Here is a 21,373-nt window from a genome sequence, read left to right on the forward strand (position 1 = left end):
GATCGCGCTGAGGTTCACGGTGGACGACATGTGCAAACGGCCACGGACGATCGTCGAGGACGTGCGAAGGGCCGTGGCCGAGGCCACGGCCCTTCGTGGAACACGACCTAGTGGAAGAAGTGCCGGGCCCCGGTGAAGTACATCGTGATGCCGGCCTTCTCCGCGGCCGCGATGACCTCCTCGTCGCGGACCGAGCCGCCGGGCTGCACCACCGCGCGGACACCCGCCTCGGTGAGCACCTCCAGGCCGTCCGCGAACGGGAAGAACGCGTCCGACGCTGCGACCGAGCCGCGGGCCCGGTCGGCACCGGCGCGGGAGACCGCGAGACGCGCCGAGTCGACGCGGTTGACCTGGCCCATGCCGACGCCGACCGTGGCGCCGTCCGCGGCCAGCAGGATCGCGTTGCTCTTCACGGCGCGGACCGCACGCCAGGCGAAGGCCAGCTCGTCCAGCAGCTCCGCGGACGCGGACTCACCCGCGACCAGCCGCCACGCGGACGGCGCGTCGCCGGGCGCGTCGATGCCGTCCCGGGTCTGTGCCAGCAGACCGCCGCTGACCTGCCGGAACTCGACCGAGGCCGGGGCCCACGCGGGAGCGACCAGGATGCGCAGGTTCTTCTTGGCCCGCAGCACCTCGACCGCGCCGTCCTCGTAGCCGGGCGCGACCAGGACCTCGGTGAAGATCTCGGTGACCTGCCGGGCCATCTCGACCGTGACCGGCCGGTTGACCGCGATGACGCCGCCGAACGCGGAGACCGGGTCGCAGGCGTGCGCCTTGCGGTGCGCCTCCGCGACGTCACCGGCGAACGAGACCGCGATGCCGCACGGGTTCGCGTGCTTGATGATCGCGACCGCGGCGTCGGCCATGTCGTTCGCGGCGCGCCAGGCGGCGTCCGCGTCGACGTAGTTGTTGTAGGACATCTCCTTGCCGTGCAGCTGCTCGGCCTGGGCGAGACCGGCCGGGGCGGCCGGGTCGGCGTAGAGCGCGGCCTTCTGGTGCGGGTTCTCGCCGTATCGCAGCACGGCGGAGCGGCGCAGCGCGAGACCGGCGAACTCGGGCCACCACGCCTCGGACGGGTTCAGCTCCTGCGCGACCCACTCGGCGACGGCCGTGTCGTACTCCGCGATGTCCGCGAACGCGCGGGCCGCGAGCGCCCGGCGCTGCGGCAGCGTGAAGCCGCCGTCGGCGAGGGCCGACTCGATCAGGGGGTACGCCCGGGGGTCGGTCACCACGGCCAGCGACGCGTGATTCTTCGCGGCCGCGCGGACCATGGCCGGCCCGCCGATGTCGATCTGCTCGATGGTCTCCTCGACACCGGCCCCGGACGCGACCGTCTCCTGGAACGGGTAGAGGTTGGAGACCAGCAGGTCGAACCCGGCGATGCCGAGGTCGGCGAGCTGCGTGCGGTGCGACTCCAGCCGGGTGTCCGCGAGCAGGCCCGCGTGCACCTTCGGGTGCAGCGTCTTGACCCGCCCGTCCAGGCACTCGGGGAAACCGGTCAGCTCCTCCACCCGGGTCACCGGCACGCCGGTCGCGGCGATGGTCGAGGCGGTCGAGCCGGTGGAGACGATCTCGACACCGGCCGCGTGCAGCGCCGCGGCCAGCTCGACCAGGCCGGTCTTGTCGTAGACGCTGACCAGCGCGCGGCGCAGCGGCCGGCGGAACGACTCGTCCGCGGCGGCCAGCGTGTCGCCCGCGACGACCGCCTCGCCCGAGGTGGCGGCGCCGACCGCGCCGGTGGCGGACACCGCGGCCGTCACGACCGAGGCCTCACCTGGGGTGAGTGTCATGGAATGGTGACCTTTCTTCCCGTGATGGTCCAGCCTTCCCGGACCAGGCGCCCGACCTGCTCGACGAGCTGGCGGCGTTCGGCTTCCTTGATGCGCTCGGTGAGGTCGGCCTCGGTGTCGCCGTCTAGCACCGGTACGACGGTCTGCGCCACGATCGGCCCGGTGTCGACGCCCGCGTCCACGAAGAACAGCGTGGCGCCGGTGACCTTCACGCCGTACTCCAGGGCGTCGCGCGGGCCGTGGATGCCGGGGAACGACGGCAGCAGCGCGTTGTGCGTGTTGAGGTAGCGGTCGCCGAACGCGGCCAGGAACTCCGCGCCGACCAGCTTGAGGAACCCGGCGGAGATGATCAGGTCAGGCTTGTGCTCGGCGACGTGCGCGGTGAGCGCCGCGTCCCACTCGCCGCGGGTGGCGAAGTCCTTCACCCGGTCGACGAACGTGGGCACACCGGCCTCGGCCGCGATGTCGAGCCCGGCGATGCCGTCCCGGTCGGCGCCGACGGCCACCACGGTCGCGCCGTAGCCGGGGTCGGCGGACGCGTCGAGCAGCGCCTTCAGGTTGCTGCCCGAGCCGGAGATCAACACCACCAGTCGTGCGGGGGTATTCACCCGAGCACCCTACCGAGGCGGCCGGAGCGGCCCAAACGTCGGGTGTCCCAGGTGTGACAGACGATGTCCCGCCCGCGACGCGAAGCGACGCTCAGCTCGCCGGCGGCGTACCCGTGCGGGATTTTCCGGATTTTGCTCCGGCCACGAACATGCGGGAGGCGACCGCACCGGCCAGCGCGCCCACGGTGACCACGCCGGCGCCGATCAGCCCGACCTGCCACGCGGACGTGCCGAGCTCGGAGAGGCGCCCGCCGCCGAGCGGGCCACCGGAGGCGAACGCGGCCACGAACAGCACCACGCCCGCGACGGGCCCGGACATGGCCGCGGCCGCAGTGAGGCGGCGCCACGGCACCACCCGCGGTGGCCGGGACGGGTCACGACCGGCCCGCCGCAGCCGCCGGTGCAGCAGCCAGCCGGCCAGCATCGCGGCGATCAACGGCACCGCGGGCAGTGCGGCGCCGAGCCCGCCGAGCGGCCCGGACGGAAGACCGGCCACCAACGGTACGGTCGGCAGCGCGCCCACGCTCACCTGCGTTATCTGCACCGTGGTGTGGGTGCCGAGCGAGAAGCCCGGCCCGAGCAGGTAGCCGACCGCCCAGATCGCGGCGTTCGGCGCGTAGGCCAGGCTGACCAGTGTGATCCCGGCCTGCCCGGCCACCCCGGTCCGGTAGGCGCTGATCATGTCGCTGGCGTCGCCGCCGTTGAGCGCGATCGCGAGCCCGGTGCTCCCGGCCCCGGTGGCCAGGATCAGAAGACCGCCCACCACGCCGGTACGGACGGCGTCGCGCAGGTATCGCGGCAGGCGCGACGCCAGCTCGCCGAGCGCGCCGGTGGTCCGCAGCGCACCGGTGAGCGAGGCCAGCCCACCGGCCGCGAAGAGCGTGCCGAACGCACGCAACGCGTTGATCTCCGGCCCGCCGCCCGCGCCGACCAGCAGCGCCGCGAGCAGACCCAGCCCGCCCCAGGCAACCCCGATCGCACCGGCGACGGAGAACGCCTGCCGCATCGTGCCGTCGTCCCGCGCGCCGATCGCGCGGGTGACGTGCACGCCGGCCCGGGCCAGCCGCCAGGCGATCAGCACGGCCAGGCCGAGCGGCGCCAGGCCGACCGGGCCGAGTGAGGTGCCCAGCGGTACGCCGTGCCCGAGCAACCACGCGCCGAGCCCGATGATCACGGAGCCGCCGAGCGAGCCGGCGCCCTCGACCAGCTGCGCCAGCCACATGACCAGCGCGACCGGCAGGTAGGAGACCAGGAACGCCCAGCCGGCCGCGACGGTGGCGGCCACGGCGAGCGGCGCACGACCGGCCTTGGCCTGCGCGCGGGCTCGTTGCAGCGGCAACCGCACGGTGTCCCGGGTGCGCAGATCGCGGCCACCGGACGCGTCGATGGGGACCGTGTCGCGGGCAGCGAGATAGGCGGCCTCGGCGTCGGTCAGCGTCTCGTCCGGCTGGGCGCCTGAGGCCGGACGGTCCGGGGTGCTCGGCATCGGTGCCTACTTTTCCACGTCAGCCCTGTTCTGGCTAAGGAAAACCCCCGCCGAGTGTCCTCACTCGACGGGGGTTGTGACCTAAAACGCAGTCAGCTCATGATCTCGCGCATCAGGCGCGCGGTCTCGGACGGCGTCTTGCCCACCTTGACGCCGGCCGCCTCGAGCGCGACCTTCTTCGCGTCCGCGGTGCCGGCCGAGCCGGAGATGATCGCACCGGCGTGGCCCATGGTCTTGCCGGGCGGGGCGGTGAAGCCCGCGATGTAGCCGACGACCGGCTTCGTCACGTTCGCCTTGATGAAGTCGGCGGCCCGCTCCTCGGCGTCGCCACCGATCTCACCGATCATGACGATCGCGTCGGTGTCCGGGTCCTCCTGGAACGCCTTGAGCGCGTCGATGTGCGTGGTGCCGATGACCGGGTCACCGCCGATGCCGACCGCGGTGGAGAAGCCGATGTCCCGCAGCTCGTACATCAGCTGGTAGGTCAGCGTGCCGCTCTTGGAGACCAGGCCGATCCGGCCGGCGCCGGTGATGTCACCGGGGATGATGCCGGCGTTGGACTGGCCGGGCGACGCGATGCCGGGGCAGTTCGGGCCGATGATCCGGGTCTTCTGACCCTTCGCCACGTTGTGCGCCCAGAACGCGGCGCTGTCGTGCACCGGGATGCCCTCGGTGATCACGATGGCCAGGCCGATCTCGGCGTCGATCGCCTCGATCACCGCGGCCTTGGAGAACGCCGGCGGCACGAAGATGACGGTGACGTCCGCACCGGTCTTCTCCATGGCCTCCTTGACCGTGCCGAAGACCGGCAGCTCGGTACCGTCGAAGTCGAGCGTCTGCCCGGCCTTCTTCGGGTTGGTGCCGCCGACCACGTTCGTGCCCGCGGCGAGCATGCGCTTGGTGTGCTTGGTGCCCTCGGACCCGGTGATGCCCTGGACGATGACCTTGGAGTCCTTGGTGAGCCAGATAGCCATTGTCGTCAGACCCCCGCAGCCGCGAGCTCGGCGGCACGCGCGGCCGCACCGTCCATGGTGTCGACCCGCTCGACGAGCGGGTTCGCGGCCGAGTCGAGGATCGCGCGGCCGGCCTCCGCGTTGTTGCCGTCCAGGCGGACGACCAGCGGCTTGGTGACCTGCTCGCCCCGGTCGGCCAGCAGCTGCAGCGCCTGCAGGATGCCGTTCGCGACCGCGTCGCAGGCGGTGATGCCGCCGAAGACGTTGACGAAGACGGACTTCACGGCCGGGTCGGAGAGAACGATCTCTAGGCCGTTCGCCATCACGGTCGCGCTCGCGCCGCCGCCGATGTCGAGGAAGTTCGCCGGCTTCACGCCGCCGTGGTTCTCGCCCGCGTAGGCGACCACGTCGAGCGTGGACATGACCAGGCCCGCGCCGTTGCCGATGATGCCGACCGAGCCGTCGAGCTTGACGTAGTTGAGGTTCTTCTCCTTGGCCGCCTGCTCCAGCGGGTCGACCGACGCGGCGTCGACGAAGCCCTCCTGGTCCGGGTGCCGGAAGTGCGAGTTCTCGTCCAGCGTCACCTTGGCGTCCAGGCAGAGGACCTTGCCCTCCGGCGTCTTGGCCAGCGGGTTGACCTCGACCAGCGTGGCGTCCTCCTTGATGAAGGCGACCCACAGCTTCTGCGCGATGTCGACGATCTGCTCGGACACGTCGGCCGGGAACTTGGCGGCCGCGACGATCTCGCGCGCCTTCGCCTCGTCCACGCCCTGGATCGCGTCGATCGCGATCTTGGCGACCTTGTCCGGGTCGGTCTCGGCGACCGTCTCGATCTCCATGCCGCCCGCGACGGAGGCGATGCACAGGAACGTGCGGTTCGCCCGGTCGAGCAGGTAGGAGAGGTAGTACTCCTCGGCGATGTCAGCGGTGACGGTCAGCATGACCTTGTGCACCGTGTGACCCTTGATGTCCATCCCGAGGATGTCCGTCGCGCGCGCGGTCGCCTCGTCGACGCCCTCGGCCAGCTTGACGCCGCCGGCCTTACCGCGGCCACCGACCTTCACCTGGGCCTTGACGACGACCCGGCCGCCGAGACGGTCGGCGATCGCGCGGGCCTCCTCGGGGGTCGTGGCGACGCCACCGCTCAGCACGGGCAGGCCGTGCCGCTCGAATAGCTCGCGCCCCTGGTACTCATACAGGTCCACTTGCGCGTCCCGATTCACTCCGCGGCACCCCGGCGCCGCTGCCAGCGTGGATGTGCACCGCTCATCCGGTGATGAGAAGGTGCCTTTCCCGTCACCCTAGCGACCTGGGCACTCCGTGCCGTCAGGCGGGTACATGGTGTGCGGTACTGCACATTCCGCCCGCTCCGCGGTTCTCGGTACAGGTGGTGGCGATGGGACACCAGTTACGCCAAAAATCGCGCATCCGGTTCCGTAACCCCTGTTCAGAGGGCGTCGTTGAGTCAGATGTCAGCGCACGCACGGCGGGCGCGGCACGAGAAAGCGGCCGATGCCCTGTCGGTCGAGGGGTGGCGGCGGGGCATCGCGCATAGAGGGGCCGGACGTGTGAGGGGTGCGTCCGGCCCTTCCCTATTTCCGCATTTCACGGCAATTCCCGGCTATTTACTGTCGGCCGGGATTCCCGCCACATTCGCGCGGACCCAGTCGACGATCGACTGCATGGTGGCGCCGGGGCCGAAAATCTTCGAGACGCCGATCCGCTCCAGTTCCGGGATGTCCGCGTCCGGGATGATGCCGCCGCCGAACACCACGATGTCGTCGACGCCGCGCTCGGCCAGCAGGTCGACCACCCGCCGGAACAGCGTCATGTGCGCACCGGAGAGCACGGAGAGCCCGACCGCGTCCGCGTCCTCCTGGATCGCGGTCTCCACGATCTGCTCCGGCGTCTGGTGCAGACCGGTGTAGACGACCTCCATGCCGGCGTCCCGGAGCGCCCGTGCGACTACCTTCGCGCCGCGATCGTGCCCGTCCAGGCCCGGCTTCGCGACCACAACCCGAATTCGCGGTTCCATAGCTGCCGCACCTCTATTCAGTCATGAGAGATGTCCACAGAGCCACCTTAACGATCGTGCAGCCCCTAGGGGACGAGCGGCTCGCAATCGTGTCGTCACTCGATGAAGTAGCCGCGATCACATCACGTTAGGTATCGGCAAAAATTACGCAGCGCCACTAACGACGGGGGGTACAAATGGTTACGAATTCCGGCATTATGCGTCATGACGTCGCACACCCAGTCAGCAAATCGGCCGCAGAACTTGTGACCGGCCCACCGCTTGGCTACCGTGTCCAACGGCTGTCAACCGGGATACCCCGGAACGGTCGCCCAAACCAGCCAGTGTTCACCCACGGTCAGCGCCCGGCAGTCCGGAGCGCGTCAGCGCCGGGGAGTGAACAGATATCGGAGGGTGTACGTGCGTCAGCGGCTTTCATCCGAGCCCGACCGCTATCGCGGTCGACGTCGCGTACCTACCGTTCCCGGAAGCCGCTACGCGGCGGTGGTGACCACCGCGCTGGTCGGCGCCGGCGTGGTGGCCCTCGGCGCGGGCGCCGCGCTGGACGACGCCAAGGGCGTCGACACCACCGCGCTGAAGAACTCGCTCGACAGCACGACCACCGCGGAGGAGCTGGCCGAGCGCGAGGCGAGCGCCGAGCGCTCCACGCGTGACAGCGAGCGCACCGAGTCCGCGGACGCGGGTGGCCTGGCCACGTCGCTGGCCGAGTCTCCCGATGCCTGGCTCCTTCCGCTGCACGGATACGACTTCACCGCGCCGTACGGCATCCGGTGGAACGAGGTCCACCAGGGCATCGACCTGGCCGCCCAGGAGGGCACGCCGTACAAGGCCGTTCACGGTGGCACCGTGAAGCTGGCCGGGTGGTACGGCGGGTACGGCTACGCAGTCATTGTCGACCACGGCGACGGCGTCGAGACCATATATGGACACTCTTCGCAGCTCATGGTCGAGGCGGGCCAGCAGGTCAAGGCCGGCGACACGCTCGGCCTGGTCGGCGACACGGGCCACTCGTACGGCGCGCACCTCCACCTGGAGATCCACGTCGACGGCGAGCCCCGCGACCCGGTGCCGCTGCTCCGCGAGAAGGGCGTCGACATCCAGCTTGAGGTCGAGCAGGTCTACGGTGCTGTGACGGCTCCCTGACGCTCCGCTTTTCGTTACCGCCCTTCCCGTACCGGGAAGGGCGGTTTTTCGTCTACCCCAGGTTTTCGCTGTTCATCATGTCACTGGCGAAGTTGTGTGCCAGCACACACTTAGCAAGATCAACTTTCCGGACGTTACGGCATTCCGGCGGACAAATCAGCCGTGATCATGACTGATCAGGGTCGATCAGGACCAGGCCGGTGTGGTCCGGCATAGCGGGACCGATCAGCATTCTTCGTCATTGCTGCTGTTCAGCCGACGGAGGTGCGCCCGTGTACCACCACGCGGAGACCGCCACGACGACGGCCGCGGAGGATCGGGTGACCCCCGACGCCCCGGCCGTCCCCGTTCCCCGGGAGATCCTCGAGGCACTGGTCATCCCGAGTCCCCGGAAAAGCCCGGAAGCGCTGGCCGTCCCGCGTCCTCGGGTGAGCCCGGAAACTCCGGTCGCCGCTGGTTCGCAGGCCTTCCCCGGCCTCCCGGGCATCCGTGGTCCTCGGGAAAGCCCCGCAGCCACGGATGACGCCGTCGCTGCCGTCGCTTCAGGCGCCGGTGGCGCCTTCGGTCGCCCGGACACGCCCCGCCTCGCGGCGGACGCCGGTGGCAGCACGACTGCTCCAAGCGGTCGTGGACGGCCCGGCACACCCCGCCACTCGGCCGCGCCGGCCGACGGTGACCTGAACACCCTCGGTGCCGGCGAGCAGCCACCCGCAACCCGGCACTCGGCCGGGGAAGCCGGGGGCAGCGTGAACGCCGCCGGCGATGACAAGCAGCCACCCGAAACCCACGCCCCGGCCGCGGAGGCCGGCGGCAGCGTGGACGCCCCAGGCGATGACGAACGACCAGCCACGTCCCACGCCCGGGCCGTGCAGGACGGCAGCGGCCTCCGGGCTCGTGGTGGGCGGCCGGCGGAGCACGGCGGGCGGCACCGGCGGCTGCCCGGGCGGCACCGGCATCGGTACTACGTGCGGCTTGCGGCGCTGACGGCCGGTGCGCACCGGCGGCCGGAGCAGAAAGCCGCTCATCTTCGCCAGGCCGCCGCGGCCACGCTCGCCGTCACCGGACTGGCGCTCACCGGCGGCGCGACGCTCCACGACGCCGTCACCGGCCCGGACGGGGCCGAGCAGGCCGTACCGACCCCGGCCGCGCTCGCGAACGCGGAAGCGCTGGCGGAGCGCGCCGAAGCCGCGTCCGCCGCCGGCCGGTCCGCCCAGCGGACCGCGGCGGCGAGCCCGGCCGCGGCCCCCTCTGCGCCGACCGCAAGTCCCACGCCGGACAAGCCGAGCCCGAGTCCGTCGCCGGGTAAGAGCGCCGGAACGGCCACACCCACGAGCAGGCCCGCGGCCAAGGCCTGGGTGGATCCGATGCCGGAGGGGCGCACCACGTCCTGCTTCGGCCGCCGCTGGGGCAAGCTGCACGCCGGCATCGACCTGGCCGCGGCGAGCGGCACCCGGGTCCGCGCCGCCGGTGCCGGGACCGTGGTCACGGCCGGCGCGAACTACAGCGGCTACGGCCTGTCGGTGCTGATCGACCACGGCAACGGCTTCTACACGCACTACGCGCACCTGTCGCGCGTCTCGGTCGAGCCCGGTGACCGGGTCACGCCCGGGCAGACCGTGGGCGCGGAGGGCTCGACCGGCAACTCCACCGGGCCGCACCTGCACTTCGAGGTGCACGACGGCATGTGGAACCAGGTCGACCCGGCCGCCTGGATGGCGGCCCGCGGCGTCGACCTGGGGTGCTGACCTACATCTTCTCGATCGGCGCGTGCCGCAGCACCAGCCACACCTTCTGGTCGCCGAAGTCGATCTGGGCGCGTGCGCCCGCACCCTGGCCCTCGACCACCAGCACCCGGCCCAGCCCGTACCGCTGGTGGTTGACCCGGTCCCCGGGTGACACGGACGGCGCCTGGGTGCGCAGGTCACTGGCGGTGGCGAGCTTACTGGCGTCGATGCCCAGCCCTTGCGCGATCTTCTGCGCCTTGCTCGTCCCCCCGACGAACGTGGAATTTCGCGAAGCGCCGCGGCCGCCGACGCCGCCGGCCGAGCCGGACCACGTCGTGTACGACCCCTCGGTGCGCTCCCACCGGACCAGCTCACTCGGCAGTTCGTCGGTGAACCGCGAGGCCGGGTTGTACTGCGGTGCGCCCCAGGCGGACCGGGTGACCGCGCGGGAGAGGTAGAGCCGCTGCCGCGCCCGGGTGATCCCCACGTACGCCAGCCGCCGCTCCTCCTCCAGCTCCTTGGTGTCGGACATGGCTCGCATGTGCGGGAACACGCCCTCCTCCATGCCGGTGAGGAACACGACCGGGAACTCCAGGCCCTTCGCGGTGTGCAGCGTCATCAGCGTGACCACGCCCTGGTGGTCGGCGTCCGGCTCGTCCGGGATCTGGTCCGCGTCCGCGACAAGTGCGACCTGCTCCAAAAAGCCGGCGACGGACGACTCCGGCCCGTCCGCCGCCTCGGTGCGTTCGGTGTACTCCCGGGCGACGCTGACCAGCTCCTGCAGGTTCTCCACCCGGCCCGCGTCCTGCGGGTCGATACTCTCCTCGAGGCCGGTCAGGTAGCCGGAGCGGGTGATCAGCGCCTCCAGCACCTCCTCCGGCGGCGCGGTCCGGGCCAGCTCGCGCACGTCGTCGAGCATCGCGACGAACTCGTTGATGCCGTTGACCGCGCGGGTCGAGATGCCCGGCGCCTCCGCCGCCCGGCGCAGCGCGGCGCCGAACGAGATGCGCTCGCGGTTGGCCAGCGCCTCCACGCACGCCTCGGCGCGCTCGCCGATGCCGCGTTTCGGCGTGTTCAGAATCCGCCGGATGCTCACGGTGTCGTCGTCGTTGACCACGGCGCGCAGGTACGCCAGCGCGTCCCGCACCTCCTTGCGCTCGTAGAAGCGCACGCCGCCGACCACCTTGTACGGCAGGCCGACGCGGATGAACACCTCCTCGAACACCCGGGACTGCGCGTTCGTCCGGTAGAAGACGGCCACGTCGCCCGGCTTGGCCAGACCGTTGTCGCCGAGCCGGTCGATCTCCCGGGCCACCCAGTCGGCCTCGGCGTGCTCGGTGTCGGCCACGTACCCGACGATCCGCTCGCCCTCGCCCTGGTCGCTCCAGAGCCGCTTAGGCTTGCGGGACGTGTTGCGGTCGATCACCGCGTTAGCCGCGTTCAGGATGGTCTGGGTGGAGCGGTAGTTCTGCTCCAGCAGGATCGTGCGCGCGTCCGGGTAGTCGCGCTCGAACTCCAGAATGTTCCGGATCGTCGCGCCGCGGAACGCGTAGATCGACTGGTCCGCGTCGCCGACCACGCACAGCTCGGCCGGTGGCAGCCCGGCGTCTGGCACACCGTTGCCGACCAGCTCGCGAATCAACGTGTACTGCGCGTGGTTGGTGTCCTGGTACTCATCGACCAGCACGTGCCGGAAACGGCGCCGGTACGACTCCGCGACCAGCGGGTGCGACTGGAAGAGGTGCACGGTCGCCATGATCAGATCGTCGAAGTCCAGCGCGTGCGCCTCCCGTAGGCGGCGCTGGTAGAGCTGGTAGGCCTCGGCGACGGCCCGCTCGTTCGGCCCGGACGCCTTCGCCGCGAACTCCTCCGGGTCGGTCAGCTCGTTCTTCAGATTCGACACCTGGGTGGCCAGGCCGCGCGGCGGGTAACGCTTCGGGTCGAGGTCGAGCTCGCGCGCGACCAGCGTCATCAGGCGGCGCGAATCGTCCGCGTCGTAGATCGAGAAGGTCGACTTCAGCCCGGCGTGCTCGTGCTCGGCGCGCAGGATGCGCACGCACGCGGAGTGGAACGTGGAGACCCACATCATCCGCGCGCGGTTGCCGACCAGCGCGGCGACGCGCTCCTTCATCTCACCGGCGGCCTTGTTGGTGAACGTGATCGCCATGATCTCGCCGGGGTGCACGTCGCGCGCGGCCAGCAGATAGGCGATGCGGTTCGTCAGCACCCGGGTCTTGCCCGAACCGGCGCCGGCCACGATCAGCAGCGGCCCGCCGGCGTGCGTCACCGCATCGCGCTGCGGACCGTTGAGCCCGGCGAGCAGCGCCTCCGTGTCGCGGCGGGGCGGCGCGGGGCGGGTCGGCGGCGTGGGCTGGACCGGGGGGACATCAAACAGCGATTGCATCGCGGGCAAGTCTAGGCCCCCGGTATGACAGGCAACCTCGCCGATGCCAAGACGACACTCAAGCACTCTGGCGGGGGACCCACCGATGGACAAGCATGCGTGCATGGATCAATCTCGCAAGCGTCTCTGGCCGGTGCTGCGGGCGCTGGCGACGCCGGCCGCCGCACTGGCCGTCGCCATGGCTCTCGTCCCCGGGAGCGCACCGGTCGCCTCGCCGGCCGACGCCCTCACACCGGTCGCCGTCACGTTCAACGGGGGCGGGAAGACGGTCAAGGGCAACTTCCTCAGCTACAACGACTTCCACGGCGCCATCGACCCGCCGGCCGGCAGCGGCGGCCTGGTCACCGGCGTTCCGGCCGGTGGCGTCGAATACCTCGCCACCTGGCTGACGAAGCTGCGCGCGGAGGCCCGGGCGGAGGGTCGCGGCCGCAGCATCACGGTCGGCGCGGGCGACCTGATCGGCGCGTCGCCGCTGGTCAGCGCCGCGTTCCATGACGAGCCGACGATCGAGCTGATGGACCAGGTCGGGCTGGAGATCAGCTCGGTCGGCAACCACGAGTTCGACGAGGGCGTCAGCGAGTTGATCCGCCTCAACCGCGGCGGCTGCCACCCGGTCGACGGCTGCCAGGACGGCGACGGGTTCGCCGGCGCACGCTTCACCTACCTCGCCGCGAACACCGTCTACAAGCGGTCCGGCCTGCCGATCCTGCCGCCGGTCGAGGTGCGGCTGGTCGACGGCGTCCCGGTCGGCTTCGTCGGCATGACGCTGGAGGCCACGCCGAGCATCGTCAACCCGGCCGGCATCGCGGACGTCACGTTCCTCGACGAGATCGAGACCGCGAACAAGTGGGGTGGCCTGCTCCGCGCGTTCGGCGTGAAGTCGCTGGTCCTGCTGCTGCACGAGGGTGGCCAGCAGAACTCGCCACCGGCCACACCCGGCCTCTCCGACTGCGCGAATTTCTCCGGCCCGGTCGTGGACGTCGTCAACGGCCTGCGCCCCGAGTTCGGCCTGGTCGTCTCCGGTCACACGCACCGCTACTACACCTGCGCGCTGCCGAACGCGCACGGCGCGCAGACCGTGGTGACCAGCGCCGGCAGCAACGGCACGCTGATCACCGACATCGACTACGCGCTGGACCGGCGTACCGGGAAATTCGCCGAGATCACCGCGCGCAACGTGATCGTGGAGAACGGCGTGCGCAACGCGGACGGCACCTGGCAGACCGACCCGGCCACCGGCACGCCGGTCCGCAACCCGGCGCTGCGCGACCCGGCCGCGAAGCGGATCGCGGACAAGTACCGCACCGCGGTCGCGCCGATCGCGAACCGGGTCGTCGGCTCGATCACCGCGACCATCAGCCGCGACGTCGGCGCCAACCAGGAGAGCCCGCTCGGCGACGTGATCGCGGACGCGCAGCTGGCGTACACGCAGGGGGACGGCGCGCAGATCGCGCTGATGAACCCGGGCGGCATCCGCGCGTCCCTGCCGTACGACGCGCAGTCCGGCGGTGAGGCGCCCGGGCAGATCACCTACGGCGAGACGTTCACGGTGCAGCCGTTCAACAACCTGGTGGTCACCCAGACCTTCACCGGCGCGCAGCTCAAGAACGTGCTGGAGCAGCAGTTCGCCGGTTTCGGCGGGCAGACCACCCAGCGCGTGCTGCAGGTCTCGGCCGGCTTCACGTACAGCTACGACAGCACCGCCGCGGCCGGCAGCCGGGTCAGCGCGCTCGCGCTGAACGGCACCCCGATCGATCCGGCCGGGACGTACCGGGTGACGACGAACGACTTCCTGGCGAACGGTGGCGACGGCTTCACGAACCTGACGCTCGGCACCGGCCGCACCACCGCGCCCGGCTTCGACATCGACGCGCTCGTCACGTACCTGGAGGCGAACAGCCCGGTCGCGCCCGGCCCGGCGAATCGGATCACCCGCGTCGCCTGACGGAAAGGCCGGCCAGCCGCCGGATGTGTCCGATAAGTGGGCAAACGCTTGCGCGGTCACATCCGGCCTGGGCATACTCGACGGCGTGTTCCCGCAGGCGCGATTTTATGGCTACGGCTCCGGAGTCCCGGCAGCCGTGGGTCGCGCCTGAACGACAGACCTACGAAAAAGCCCCGGGCTCGGCAGCCCGGGGCTTTTTCGCGTCCCGGAACCGACCCAGCGTGATCAGGAGACCAGAATGGCCACGGTAGTGGAACAGCCCCAGGACGCCGGTCAGCCCAGCCAGGACACCGGTACGGCCGAGGCGACGGCGTCAGCCGCGATCGTCGAGATCCGCTCCCGGATCAACGAGATCGACGATGCGATCATCGCGCTGTGGAAGGAGCGGTCGGCGCTCTCGCAGCAGGTCGGGAAGACACGGGTGGCGTCCGGCGGGACGCGGCTCGTGCTGAGCCGGGAGCGCGAGATCATGGAGAAGTTCCGCGAGGCGCTGGGCGCGGACGGCACACAGGTCGCGCTCCTCCTGCTGCGTGCCGGGCGCGGGCCGCTCTGAACCGGAGGACATGGGAAACGGGGTCCAGCTCCATCGGGAGCCGGGCCCCGTTCCGGGCGGATCAGTCGACCGCGTGCACCACGTCGCGTACCTCGGCGAAGTGGCAAGCGCTCGGGTGCGCCGACTTCGGCCGCAGCGTCAGCATCGGGTCCTCGTCGGCGCACTTCTGCTGCGCCTTCCAGCAGCGCGTCCGGAACCGGCAGCCCGAGGGCGGGTTGGCCGGGGAGGGGACGTCGCCTTCGAGGACGATCTGGTCGCGGTGGCCGCGCAGGGTCGGGTCGGGGACCGGTACCGCCGACAGCAGGGCCTGCGTGTACGGGTGCGTCGGCTGCTCGTAGATCTCCAGGTCGCGACCGGTCTCGACGACCCGGCCGAGGTACATGACCGAGACGCGGTCCGCGATGTGCCGGACCACGGACAGGTCGTGCGCGATGAAGATGTACGACAGGCCCAGCTCGTCCTGCAGCTGCTCCAGCAGGTTGATCACCTGCGCCTGGATGGACACGTCCAGCGCGGATACCGGCTCGTCGCAGACGATGATCTCCGGACGGAGCGCCAGGGCGCGGGCGATGCCGATGCGCTGGCGCTGCCCGCCGGAGAACTGGTGCGGGTAGCGGTTGATGTGGTCGGGGTTCAGGCCGACCAGATCAAGCAGGTCACGGACCCGGCGCTTGCGGTCGCTCTTCGGCGCGACATCCGTGTGGATCTCGAACGGCTCGCCGATGATGTCGCCGACCGTCATCCGCGGGTTCAACGACGTGTACGGGTCCTGCAGCACCATCTGGATGTTGCGGCGGGCTCGGCGCAGCTCGCTGCCGCGGAGCTTGGTCATGTCCTGACCGCGCACGTTGATCGAGCCGGACGTCGGCGTCTCCAGCCCGACGAGCAGGCGGGCCAGCGTGGACTTCCCACAGCCGGACTCGCCCACGATGCCGAGCGTCTCGCCGCGCTTGAGCTCCAGGTCGACGCCGTCGACCGCCTGCACGGCGCCGACCTTCGACTGGAAGACGATGCCCCGGGTGATCGGGAAGTGCTTCTTCAGACCCTTCGTCTGCAGCACGATGTCGTCACTCAACGCCGGTCACCTCCTTCCAGAAGTGGCACCGGGCGGTGCGGTTGTGGGTGACCTGGTACGCGGGCGGCGGCGGGTCCTGACGGCAGACGTCACGGGCGAACCGGCACCGGGCCGCGAACGGGCAGCCCGGCGGGATGTTCGTCAGCGTCGGCGGGAGGCCCTTGATCACGCTGAGCTGCTGGCCCTTGAGGTCGACCCGGGGGATCGACTCGAGCAGGGCCTTCGTGTACGGGTGGGCCGGCTTCGCGTAGATGTCGTAGACCGGCGCCTCCTCCACCACGCGACCGGCGTACATGACCGAGATCCGGTCCGCCACGTCCGCCACCACGCCCATGTCGTGCGTGATCAGGATGAGGCCCATGTTCCGCTCGCGCTGCACCTCGGCCAGCAGGTTCATGATCTGGGCCTGCACGGTCACGTCGAGCGCCGTGGTGGGCTCGTCCGCGATCAGCACCTCCGGGTCGAGCGCCAGCGCCATGGCGATCATGACGCGCTGCCGCATACCGCCGGAGAACTGGTGCGGGTACTCGCCGACGCGCTGCCGCGCCGCCGGGATCTTCACCTGGTCGAGCAGCTCGATCGCGCGCTTCTTCGAGTCCGCCCGGGACATGCCGCGATGCTTGCGGAAGAGCTCGCCGAGCTGGAAGCCGACCGTGAAGACCGGGTTCAGCGCGGAGAGCGCGTCCTGGAAGATCATCGCGATCCGGTTGGCCCGGACCTGGCGGCGCTGGTCCTCCTTGAGCTTCAGCAGGTCGACGCCGCGGTAGCGGACCTCGCCGCCGGTGATGAAACCGGGCGGCGTGTCCAGGATGCCCATGATCGCCTGCGCGGTCACGGACTTGCCGCAGCCGGACTCGCCGAGGATCGCCAGCGTCTCACCCTCGGACAGCCGGAAGTTCGCGCCGTTGACGGCCTTGGCCACACCGTTCGCGGTGCGGAACTCGACCTTGAGGTCCTCCACGGCGAGCAGCGGTGCCGCCGCGTCGATCGGGAGGGTTTCGGTGTTCACCTTGATGTCGGTCATTGTCGTGCTCACCGCAGCTTCGGGTCGAAGGCGTCGCGGATGGCGTCGCCGAGCATGATGAACGCCAGCACGGTCATCGCCAGGAACATCGACGGCGCGACCAGCGGCGGAGCGGACTCACGAACGTGCTTCGACGCCGTGGAGATGTCGATACCCCACGAGATGGCGTTGCCCTTGAGGCCGATGCCGAGGAACGACAGCGTGGCCTCGGTGGCGATGAACTGCCCGAGCGCGATCGTGAGCACCACGATGAACGGTGCGATCGCGTTCGGCAGGATGTGCCGGAACATGATCCGGAAGTTCCCCGCGCCGAGCATCCGGGCGGCCGCGACGTAGTCCTGGTTCTTCGCCGAGATCACTGACGAGCGCATCACGCGCGCGGCGGTGGTCCAGCCCAGGATGCCGAGCACGACCACGACCGCCATCAGGCCGGACGAACCACCGGTGTCGGCCGAGGCCAGGCGCTTGCCGAGGACGATCGCGGCCAGCAGCAGCGGAATGCCGAGCACGATGTCGGTGATCCGGGACAGGATCGCGTCCAGCCAGCCACCGAAAAACCCCGACGACAGCCCGAAGATCAAACCCACCGTCGAGGCCAGCGCCGTGGACAGCACACCCACCCAGATCGAGGCACGCGCACCGTAGACCGTACGGGCATAGATGTCACAACCCTGGAAGTCGTACCCGAACAACGCCCACCCACTACCCGGCGCGTGCTGCCGCGACAACGCACAATCGGCCGGATCGTTCGGCGTGAACAACGACGGCACGATCGCCATCAAAATCACGACCAACGCGATCGCCGAGGCGAACCAGAAAATCCAATTGTGCCGCAGATCCCGCCACGCGTCCTGACCCAGGCTGCGGGCCTTCTCCTCGCCGGTGCCCTTGACGGGGGTGCCGCCCGGCGCCTCCGTCGCGGCAATCGATTGCAGATCACTCATGACACTTCGCCTCGTTCCGGTCCGCCCCGTCCGTTTTCTGCCGTGTGCTCACTCATACCGGATCCTCGGGTCCAGAACCGCGTAGAGCAGATCAACGATCAGGTTGGCCAGAATGAAGATGATCACCAGGATGCTGACGAAGCCGACCACCAGCGGGCCGTCCTCCGTGGTGATACCCCGGAACAGCTGCGAACCCACGCCCGGGATGTTGAAGACGCCCTCGGTCACGATCGCGCCGGCCATCAGGCCACCGAGGTCGACACCGATGTACGTGATCACCGGGATCAGCGAGTTGCGCAGCACGTGCACACCGATCACCCGGTTCCGGGTCAGACCCTTCGCCTTCGCGGTCCGCACATAGTCGGCGCGCAGATTCTCCACCACCGAGGTACGGGTCAACCGCGAATACGTGGCCAGTGAACCGGCACCCAGCACCATCGCGGGCAGCATCAGCGCGTAGAACGTCGGATTGGCACCGGCCGTGGCCGGGAACCAGCGCAGCTCCACGCCGAAGAACAGCTGCATGAGCGGGGCCAGCACCACGATCGGAATCGAGATCAGGACCAGCGTGATGATCAGCGTGGTGTGGTCGAAGATGCCCGCCCGCCGGATACCCGCCACGACACCGGCCACGATGCCGATCAGCGCCGCGAAGACGACCGCCATGACGGCGAGGCGGAACGTGTTGGGCCAGGCCTGGTCGAGCAGAACGGTGATCTCCCGGCCGGTCAGCGACGTGCCGAAGTCGCCCTGGAAGATGCCCTGCATGTAGTAGCCGTACTGGATGATGAACGGCTCGTCCAGGTGGTAGCGCTCGGTCAGCGCCTGCCGGACGTTGTCCGTGATCGGCCGCTCCCCCGCGAGCGCCTGCAACGGGTCGTTTTGGTTGGCGAACATGAGCGCGTAGACGACGAACGTGGCCCCGAAGAACGTGAGCACGCCCTGAAGCAGGCGCCGGATGATGTAACGAAGCATTTCTCAGGCCTTCTCCGCGAGGGATCGCGGTGCAAACTGCCTCGTGAGCAGCGACGGCGTGACACGGCGGTGGCGCCGCGCGTCCGATTGGACCCGCGGCGCCACCCCCGTCATGACGCGGCCTTGACTCAGGCGGCCTCGATCTTGATCAGGTTCACGCGGTTGAAGAGGTCCATCTCGACGTTCTTCACCTTGGTGGAGTGACCGAAGTTGTTCTGGCCGAAGCGCAGCGGGATCACCGGCATGTCCTGCACCAGAAGGTCCTCGGCGGCCTGGTACTTCGCGATGGCCTCCTCCGGCGTGGCGGCGGAGACACCCTCCTTGTACAGGGCGTCGAACTGCTTGTTCGAGTAGCCGTAGTAGTTGGAGGAGCCGTCGGTGGTGTAGATCGGGCCCAGGTAGTTCTCCATGGACGGGTAGTCCATGACCCAGCCCATGCGGAACATGCCGATCGGCTGCTTGTCGTCCAGCTTGGTCAGCAGGTCCGCGAACTTCGGCTCGGCGACACCGGTGCACTCGATGCCCAGGTTCGTCTTGAGCTGGTTGCAGGTCGCGTCGACCCAGTCCTTGTGGCCACCGTCACCGTTGTAGGTGATGGTGATCTGCTTCGGACCACCGGCGGCGTCGTACTCCGACTTGGCCTTGGCGGCGTCGAACGCGCAGTACTGGCCGCAGGTGTCCTCGCGGTAGCCGGCCACGACCGGGGAGACGAAGGAGCGGGCGGCGGTCTGCGAGCCCTTGAAGACGCTCGTGATGATCTCGTCGCGGTTGATCGCCTGAGAGATCGCGCGCCGCACCTCGGGCTTGCTGAACTCCTGCTGGTACGTCGGGAACGCGACGAACTGGAACGTGGAGGCCGGGCTCTTCTTGAACCGGTCGCCCAGGTCGGCCTCGGCGCTCGAGATGTTCTCGGTCGGGATCTGCTTCAGCACGTCCAGGTTGTCCGCGGCCAGGTCGGCGTAGGCCGCCGGCAGCGCCTGGTAAATCTTGAAGATGACGCCCTGGACCTTCGGCTTCTCGCCCGGGTACTCGGCGTACTGCTCGACCTCGATCTGCGAGTCGTGCTGCCAGGTGCCCTTCATCTTGAACGGGCCGTTGCCGATGATGGCTTCCTGGAAGTCTTCCTTGACGACACCCTCGGAGGCGAACGCGGCGGCCGGCAGCGGGTAGAACGCGGTGTAGCCGAGCATCGTCTTGAACTCGGAGAACGCCGCGGCCAGCTTGACCGTGAAGGTCAGTTCGTCGACCTTCGCGAGACCGGTCAGCGTCTTCGCCTTCGGCTCGGGCGCCTTCTGCGGGCCCTCCTCACCGTCCGGGTCCTCGGACTGCATGTCGGCCCAGCCCTCGATCTTCTCCCAGAAGTAGGAGTTGTTCTGGCCGTTCGGACCGTACGCGCCGTAGTTCCACGCGTTGATGTAGCTGTCGGCGACGACCTTCTCACCGTTGTGGAAGGTGTAGCCGTCCTTCAGCTTGATGGTCCAGGTGACGTTGTCCGTCGTGGTGATGGACTCCGCGGCCACCTCGACCGGCTTGTTGTCAACGTCGTAGTCCACGAGCGGCGTGAACAGAGCGGCGAGCACCTGCGAGCCGCTGGTCTCGTTCGTGTTGGACGGGAGCAGGTACTGCGGCTCCGCGACCTCGATGGAGACGACAGCGTTGCTGGCACCGGACTCGTCGTCGCCGCCGCCACCGCAAGCGGTGACGAGCAGGGCGGTCGCGGCAAGACCAGCCGAGATCTTTATTGCGGTTTTCCCGCGCATGGGAAGGGCCTCCTCAGGGCACTCACGAGGGGTATGTGAGGTGAGGAACACTGTGACACCGCAGGGACTCACAGGTGAAGGTGCTGTTATCAAGCCGATACTTGCCAGGCGGGGCGACATGGCCTGTTACCTGCATGTTTCGGGCCCCAAGCCGTCCCATCTGATCAGGTATTTCATTCCTTCGACTGCACACCGCCGTCGTTTGCGCAGGCAGCGGCTGTGATGTTCCCCGCGCCTGGTGTAACCCCCTGATTAACAAAATCCTATGTGGAGGCGCAAGGGATTTATACGGACAGACCGGATTGCGGGACCTAGACGAGGCGCCGGTCGGCCGCCCAGCGGGACAGCTCGTAGCGATTGCTCATCTGCAGTTTCCGGAGCACGTTCGACACGTGCGTCTCGACCGTCTTGATCGAGATGAACAGCTCCTTGGCGATCTCCTTGTACGCGTACCCCCGGGCGAGCAGCCGCAGCACCTCGCGCTCGCGGTTGGTGAGCTGGTCCAGCTCCGGGTCGGCGACCGGCGCGTCCGGCCGGGCCGCGAACGCGTCCAGCACGAAGCCGGCCAGCCGCGGGCTGAACACCGCGTCCCCCTCGGCCACCCGCCGGATCGCGGCGGCCAGCTCGTCCGGCGAGATCGTCTTCGTGACGTAGCCACGCGCACCGGCCCGGATCAGGCCGATCACGTCCTCGGCCGCGTCCGAGACGGAGAGCGCCAGGAACCGCACCTGTGGGTGCGACTTGCGCATCGCCTCCAGCACCGCGCGGCCGCCGCCGTCCGGCATGTGCACGTCCAGCAGCACCACGTCCGGCGTGGTCGCGGCGATCCGGCTGACCGCCTCCGCCACCGTGCTGGCCTCGCCCACCACGTCCACGTGCGCGCCCAACTCGGCACGGACACCGGCGCGGAACATCGCGTGATCGTCGACGAGGAAGACTCTGAGACTCATGCTG

General features: G+C 69.7%; 17 protein-coding genes. 4 read left to right on the top strand and 13 right to left on the bottom strand.

What is annotated here, in order from left to right; all coding sequences use genetic code 11:
• Positions 1–107: 107 nt before the first annotated feature.
• The 6 genes from purH to icmB form a co-directional block, all read right to left on the bottom strand.
• Positions 108–1,790, bottom strand: a complete 1,683-nt coding sequence (gene purH, locus J2S42_RS18520; RefSeq protein WP_370879204.1) for a bifunctional phosphoribosylaminoimidazolecarboxamide formyltransferase/IMP cyclohydrolase — start codon at positions 1,788–1,790, stop codon at positions 108–110.
• Positions 1,787–2,398 (bottom strand): phosphoribosylglycinamide formyltransferase, encoded by a 612-nt coding sequence (gene purN, locus J2S42_RS18525; protein WP_307240853.1) that lies wholly within the window; start codon positions 2,396–2,398, stop codon positions 1,787–1,789. Before purN ends, purH begins: the two co-directional genes overlap by 4 nt.
• Before the next feature lie 91 nt (positions 2,399–2,489).
• Entirely contained in the window at positions 2,490–3,884 is a 1,395-nt protein-coding gene (locus tag J2S42_RS18530) for a cell division protein PerM (protein ID WP_307240855.1), read from the bottom strand.
• A gap of 92 nt (positions 3,885–3,976) precedes the next feature.
• Complete coding sequence (sucD, locus tag J2S42_RS18535) at positions 3,977–4,858, bottom strand: succinate--CoA ligase subunit alpha (protein ID WP_307240857.1); 882 nt, start codon at positions 4,856–4,858, stop codon at positions 3,977–3,979.
• 5 nt (positions 4,859–4,863) lie between these two features.
• Complete coding sequence (sucC, locus tag J2S42_RS18540; RefSeq protein WP_307240859.1) at positions 4,864–6,042, bottom strand: ADP-forming succinate--CoA ligase subunit beta; 1,179 nt, start codon at positions 6,040–6,042, stop codon at positions 4,864–4,866.
• Between the two features lie 416 nt (positions 6,043–6,458).
• Positions 6,459–6,872: a coenzyme B12-dependent isobutyryl CoA mutase small subunit gene (icmB, locus tag J2S42_RS18545; protein ID WP_307240861.1), complete on the bottom strand. Its 414-nt coding sequence runs from the start codon at positions 6,870–6,872 to the stop codon at positions 6,459–6,461.
• 399 nt (positions 6,873–7,271) lie between these two features.
• On the opposite strand from icmB, the gene J2S42_RS18550 reads away from it, so the two are divergent.
• Positions 7,272–8,015: a M23 family metallopeptidase gene (locus J2S42_RS18550; protein ID WP_307240863.1), complete on the top strand. Its 744-nt coding sequence runs from the start codon at positions 7,272–7,274 to the stop codon at positions 8,013–8,015.
• A gap of 965 nt (positions 8,016–8,980) precedes the next feature.
• Positions 8,981–9,760 (top strand): M23 family metallopeptidase, encoded by a 780-nt coding sequence (locus J2S42_RS18555; RefSeq protein WP_370879405.1) that lies wholly within the window; start codon positions 8,981–8,983, stop codon positions 9,758–9,760.
• Position 9,761: 1 nt separating this feature from the next.
• On the opposite strand, the gene pcrA is transcribed toward J2S42_RS18555, so the two are convergent.
• Entirely contained in the window at positions 9,762–12,143 is a 2,382-nt protein-coding gene (gene pcrA / locus J2S42_RS18560; protein ID WP_307240867.1) for a DNA helicase PcrA, read from the bottom strand.
• A gap of 178 nt (positions 12,144–12,321) precedes the next feature.
• Here pcrA and J2S42_RS18565 point away from each other — a divergent pair, with 178 nt between their 5' ends.
• Positions 12,322–14,088, top strand: a complete 1,767-nt coding sequence (locus J2S42_RS18565; protein WP_503128932.1) for a bifunctional metallophosphatase/5'-nucleotidase — start codon at positions 12,322–12,324, stop codon at positions 14,086–14,088.
• Between the two features lie 238 nt (positions 14,089–14,326).
• Positions 14,327–14,641, top strand: a complete 315-nt coding sequence (locus J2S42_RS18570) for a chorismate mutase (RefSeq protein ID WP_307240870.1) — start codon at positions 14,327–14,329, stop codon at positions 14,639–14,641.
• A gap of 61 nt (positions 14,642–14,702) precedes the next feature.
• Here the strand turns inward: J2S42_RS18570 and J2S42_RS18575 are convergent, their stop codons facing one another.
• The 6 genes from J2S42_RS18575 to J2S42_RS18600 form a co-directional block, all read right to left on the bottom strand.
• A complete protein-coding gene (locus J2S42_RS18575) occupies positions 14,703–15,716 on the bottom strand; it encodes an ABC transporter ATP-binding protein (RefSeq protein ID WP_307240872.1) in 1,014 nt (337 codons plus the stop codon).
• Complete coding sequence (locus J2S42_RS18580) at positions 15,709–16,740, bottom strand: ABC transporter ATP-binding protein (RefSeq protein WP_307240874.1); 1,032 nt, start codon at positions 16,738–16,740, stop codon at positions 15,709–15,711. The genes J2S42_RS18575 and J2S42_RS18580 overlap by 8 nt, the downstream gene beginning before the upstream one ends.
• Positions 16,741–16,748: 8 nt before the next feature.
• The gene (locus J2S42_RS18585; RefSeq protein WP_307240876.1) at positions 16,749–17,684 is read right to left on the bottom strand and encodes an ABC transporter permease; all 936 of its coding nucleotides are present in this window, start codon (positions 17,682–17,684) and stop codon (positions 16,749–16,751) included.
• 48 nt (positions 17,685–17,732) lie between these two features.
• Positions 17,733–18,659: an ABC transporter permease gene (locus J2S42_RS18590; RefSeq protein WP_307240878.1), complete on the bottom strand. Its 927-nt coding sequence runs from the start codon at positions 18,657–18,659 to the stop codon at positions 17,733–17,735.
• A 128-nt stretch (positions 18,660–18,787) separates the two neighbouring features.
• A complete protein-coding gene (locus J2S42_RS18595; protein ID WP_307240880.1) occupies positions 18,788–20,419 on the bottom strand; it encodes a peptide ABC transporter substrate-binding protein in 1,632 nt (543 codons plus the stop codon).
• 311 nt (positions 20,420–20,730) lie between these two features.
• Positions 20,731–21,369, bottom strand: coding sequence for a response regulator (locus tag J2S42_RS18600; RefSeq protein WP_307240882.1), 639 nt, complete (start codon positions 21,367–21,369; stop codon positions 20,731–20,733).
• Positions 21,370–21,373 lie beyond the last annotated feature (4 nt).

This window comes from Catenuloplanes indicus (assembly GCF_030813715.1).
Taxonomy (GTDB): domain Bacteria; phylum Actinomycetota; class Actinomycetes; order Mycobacteriales; family Micromonosporaceae; genus Catenuloplanes; species Catenuloplanes indicus.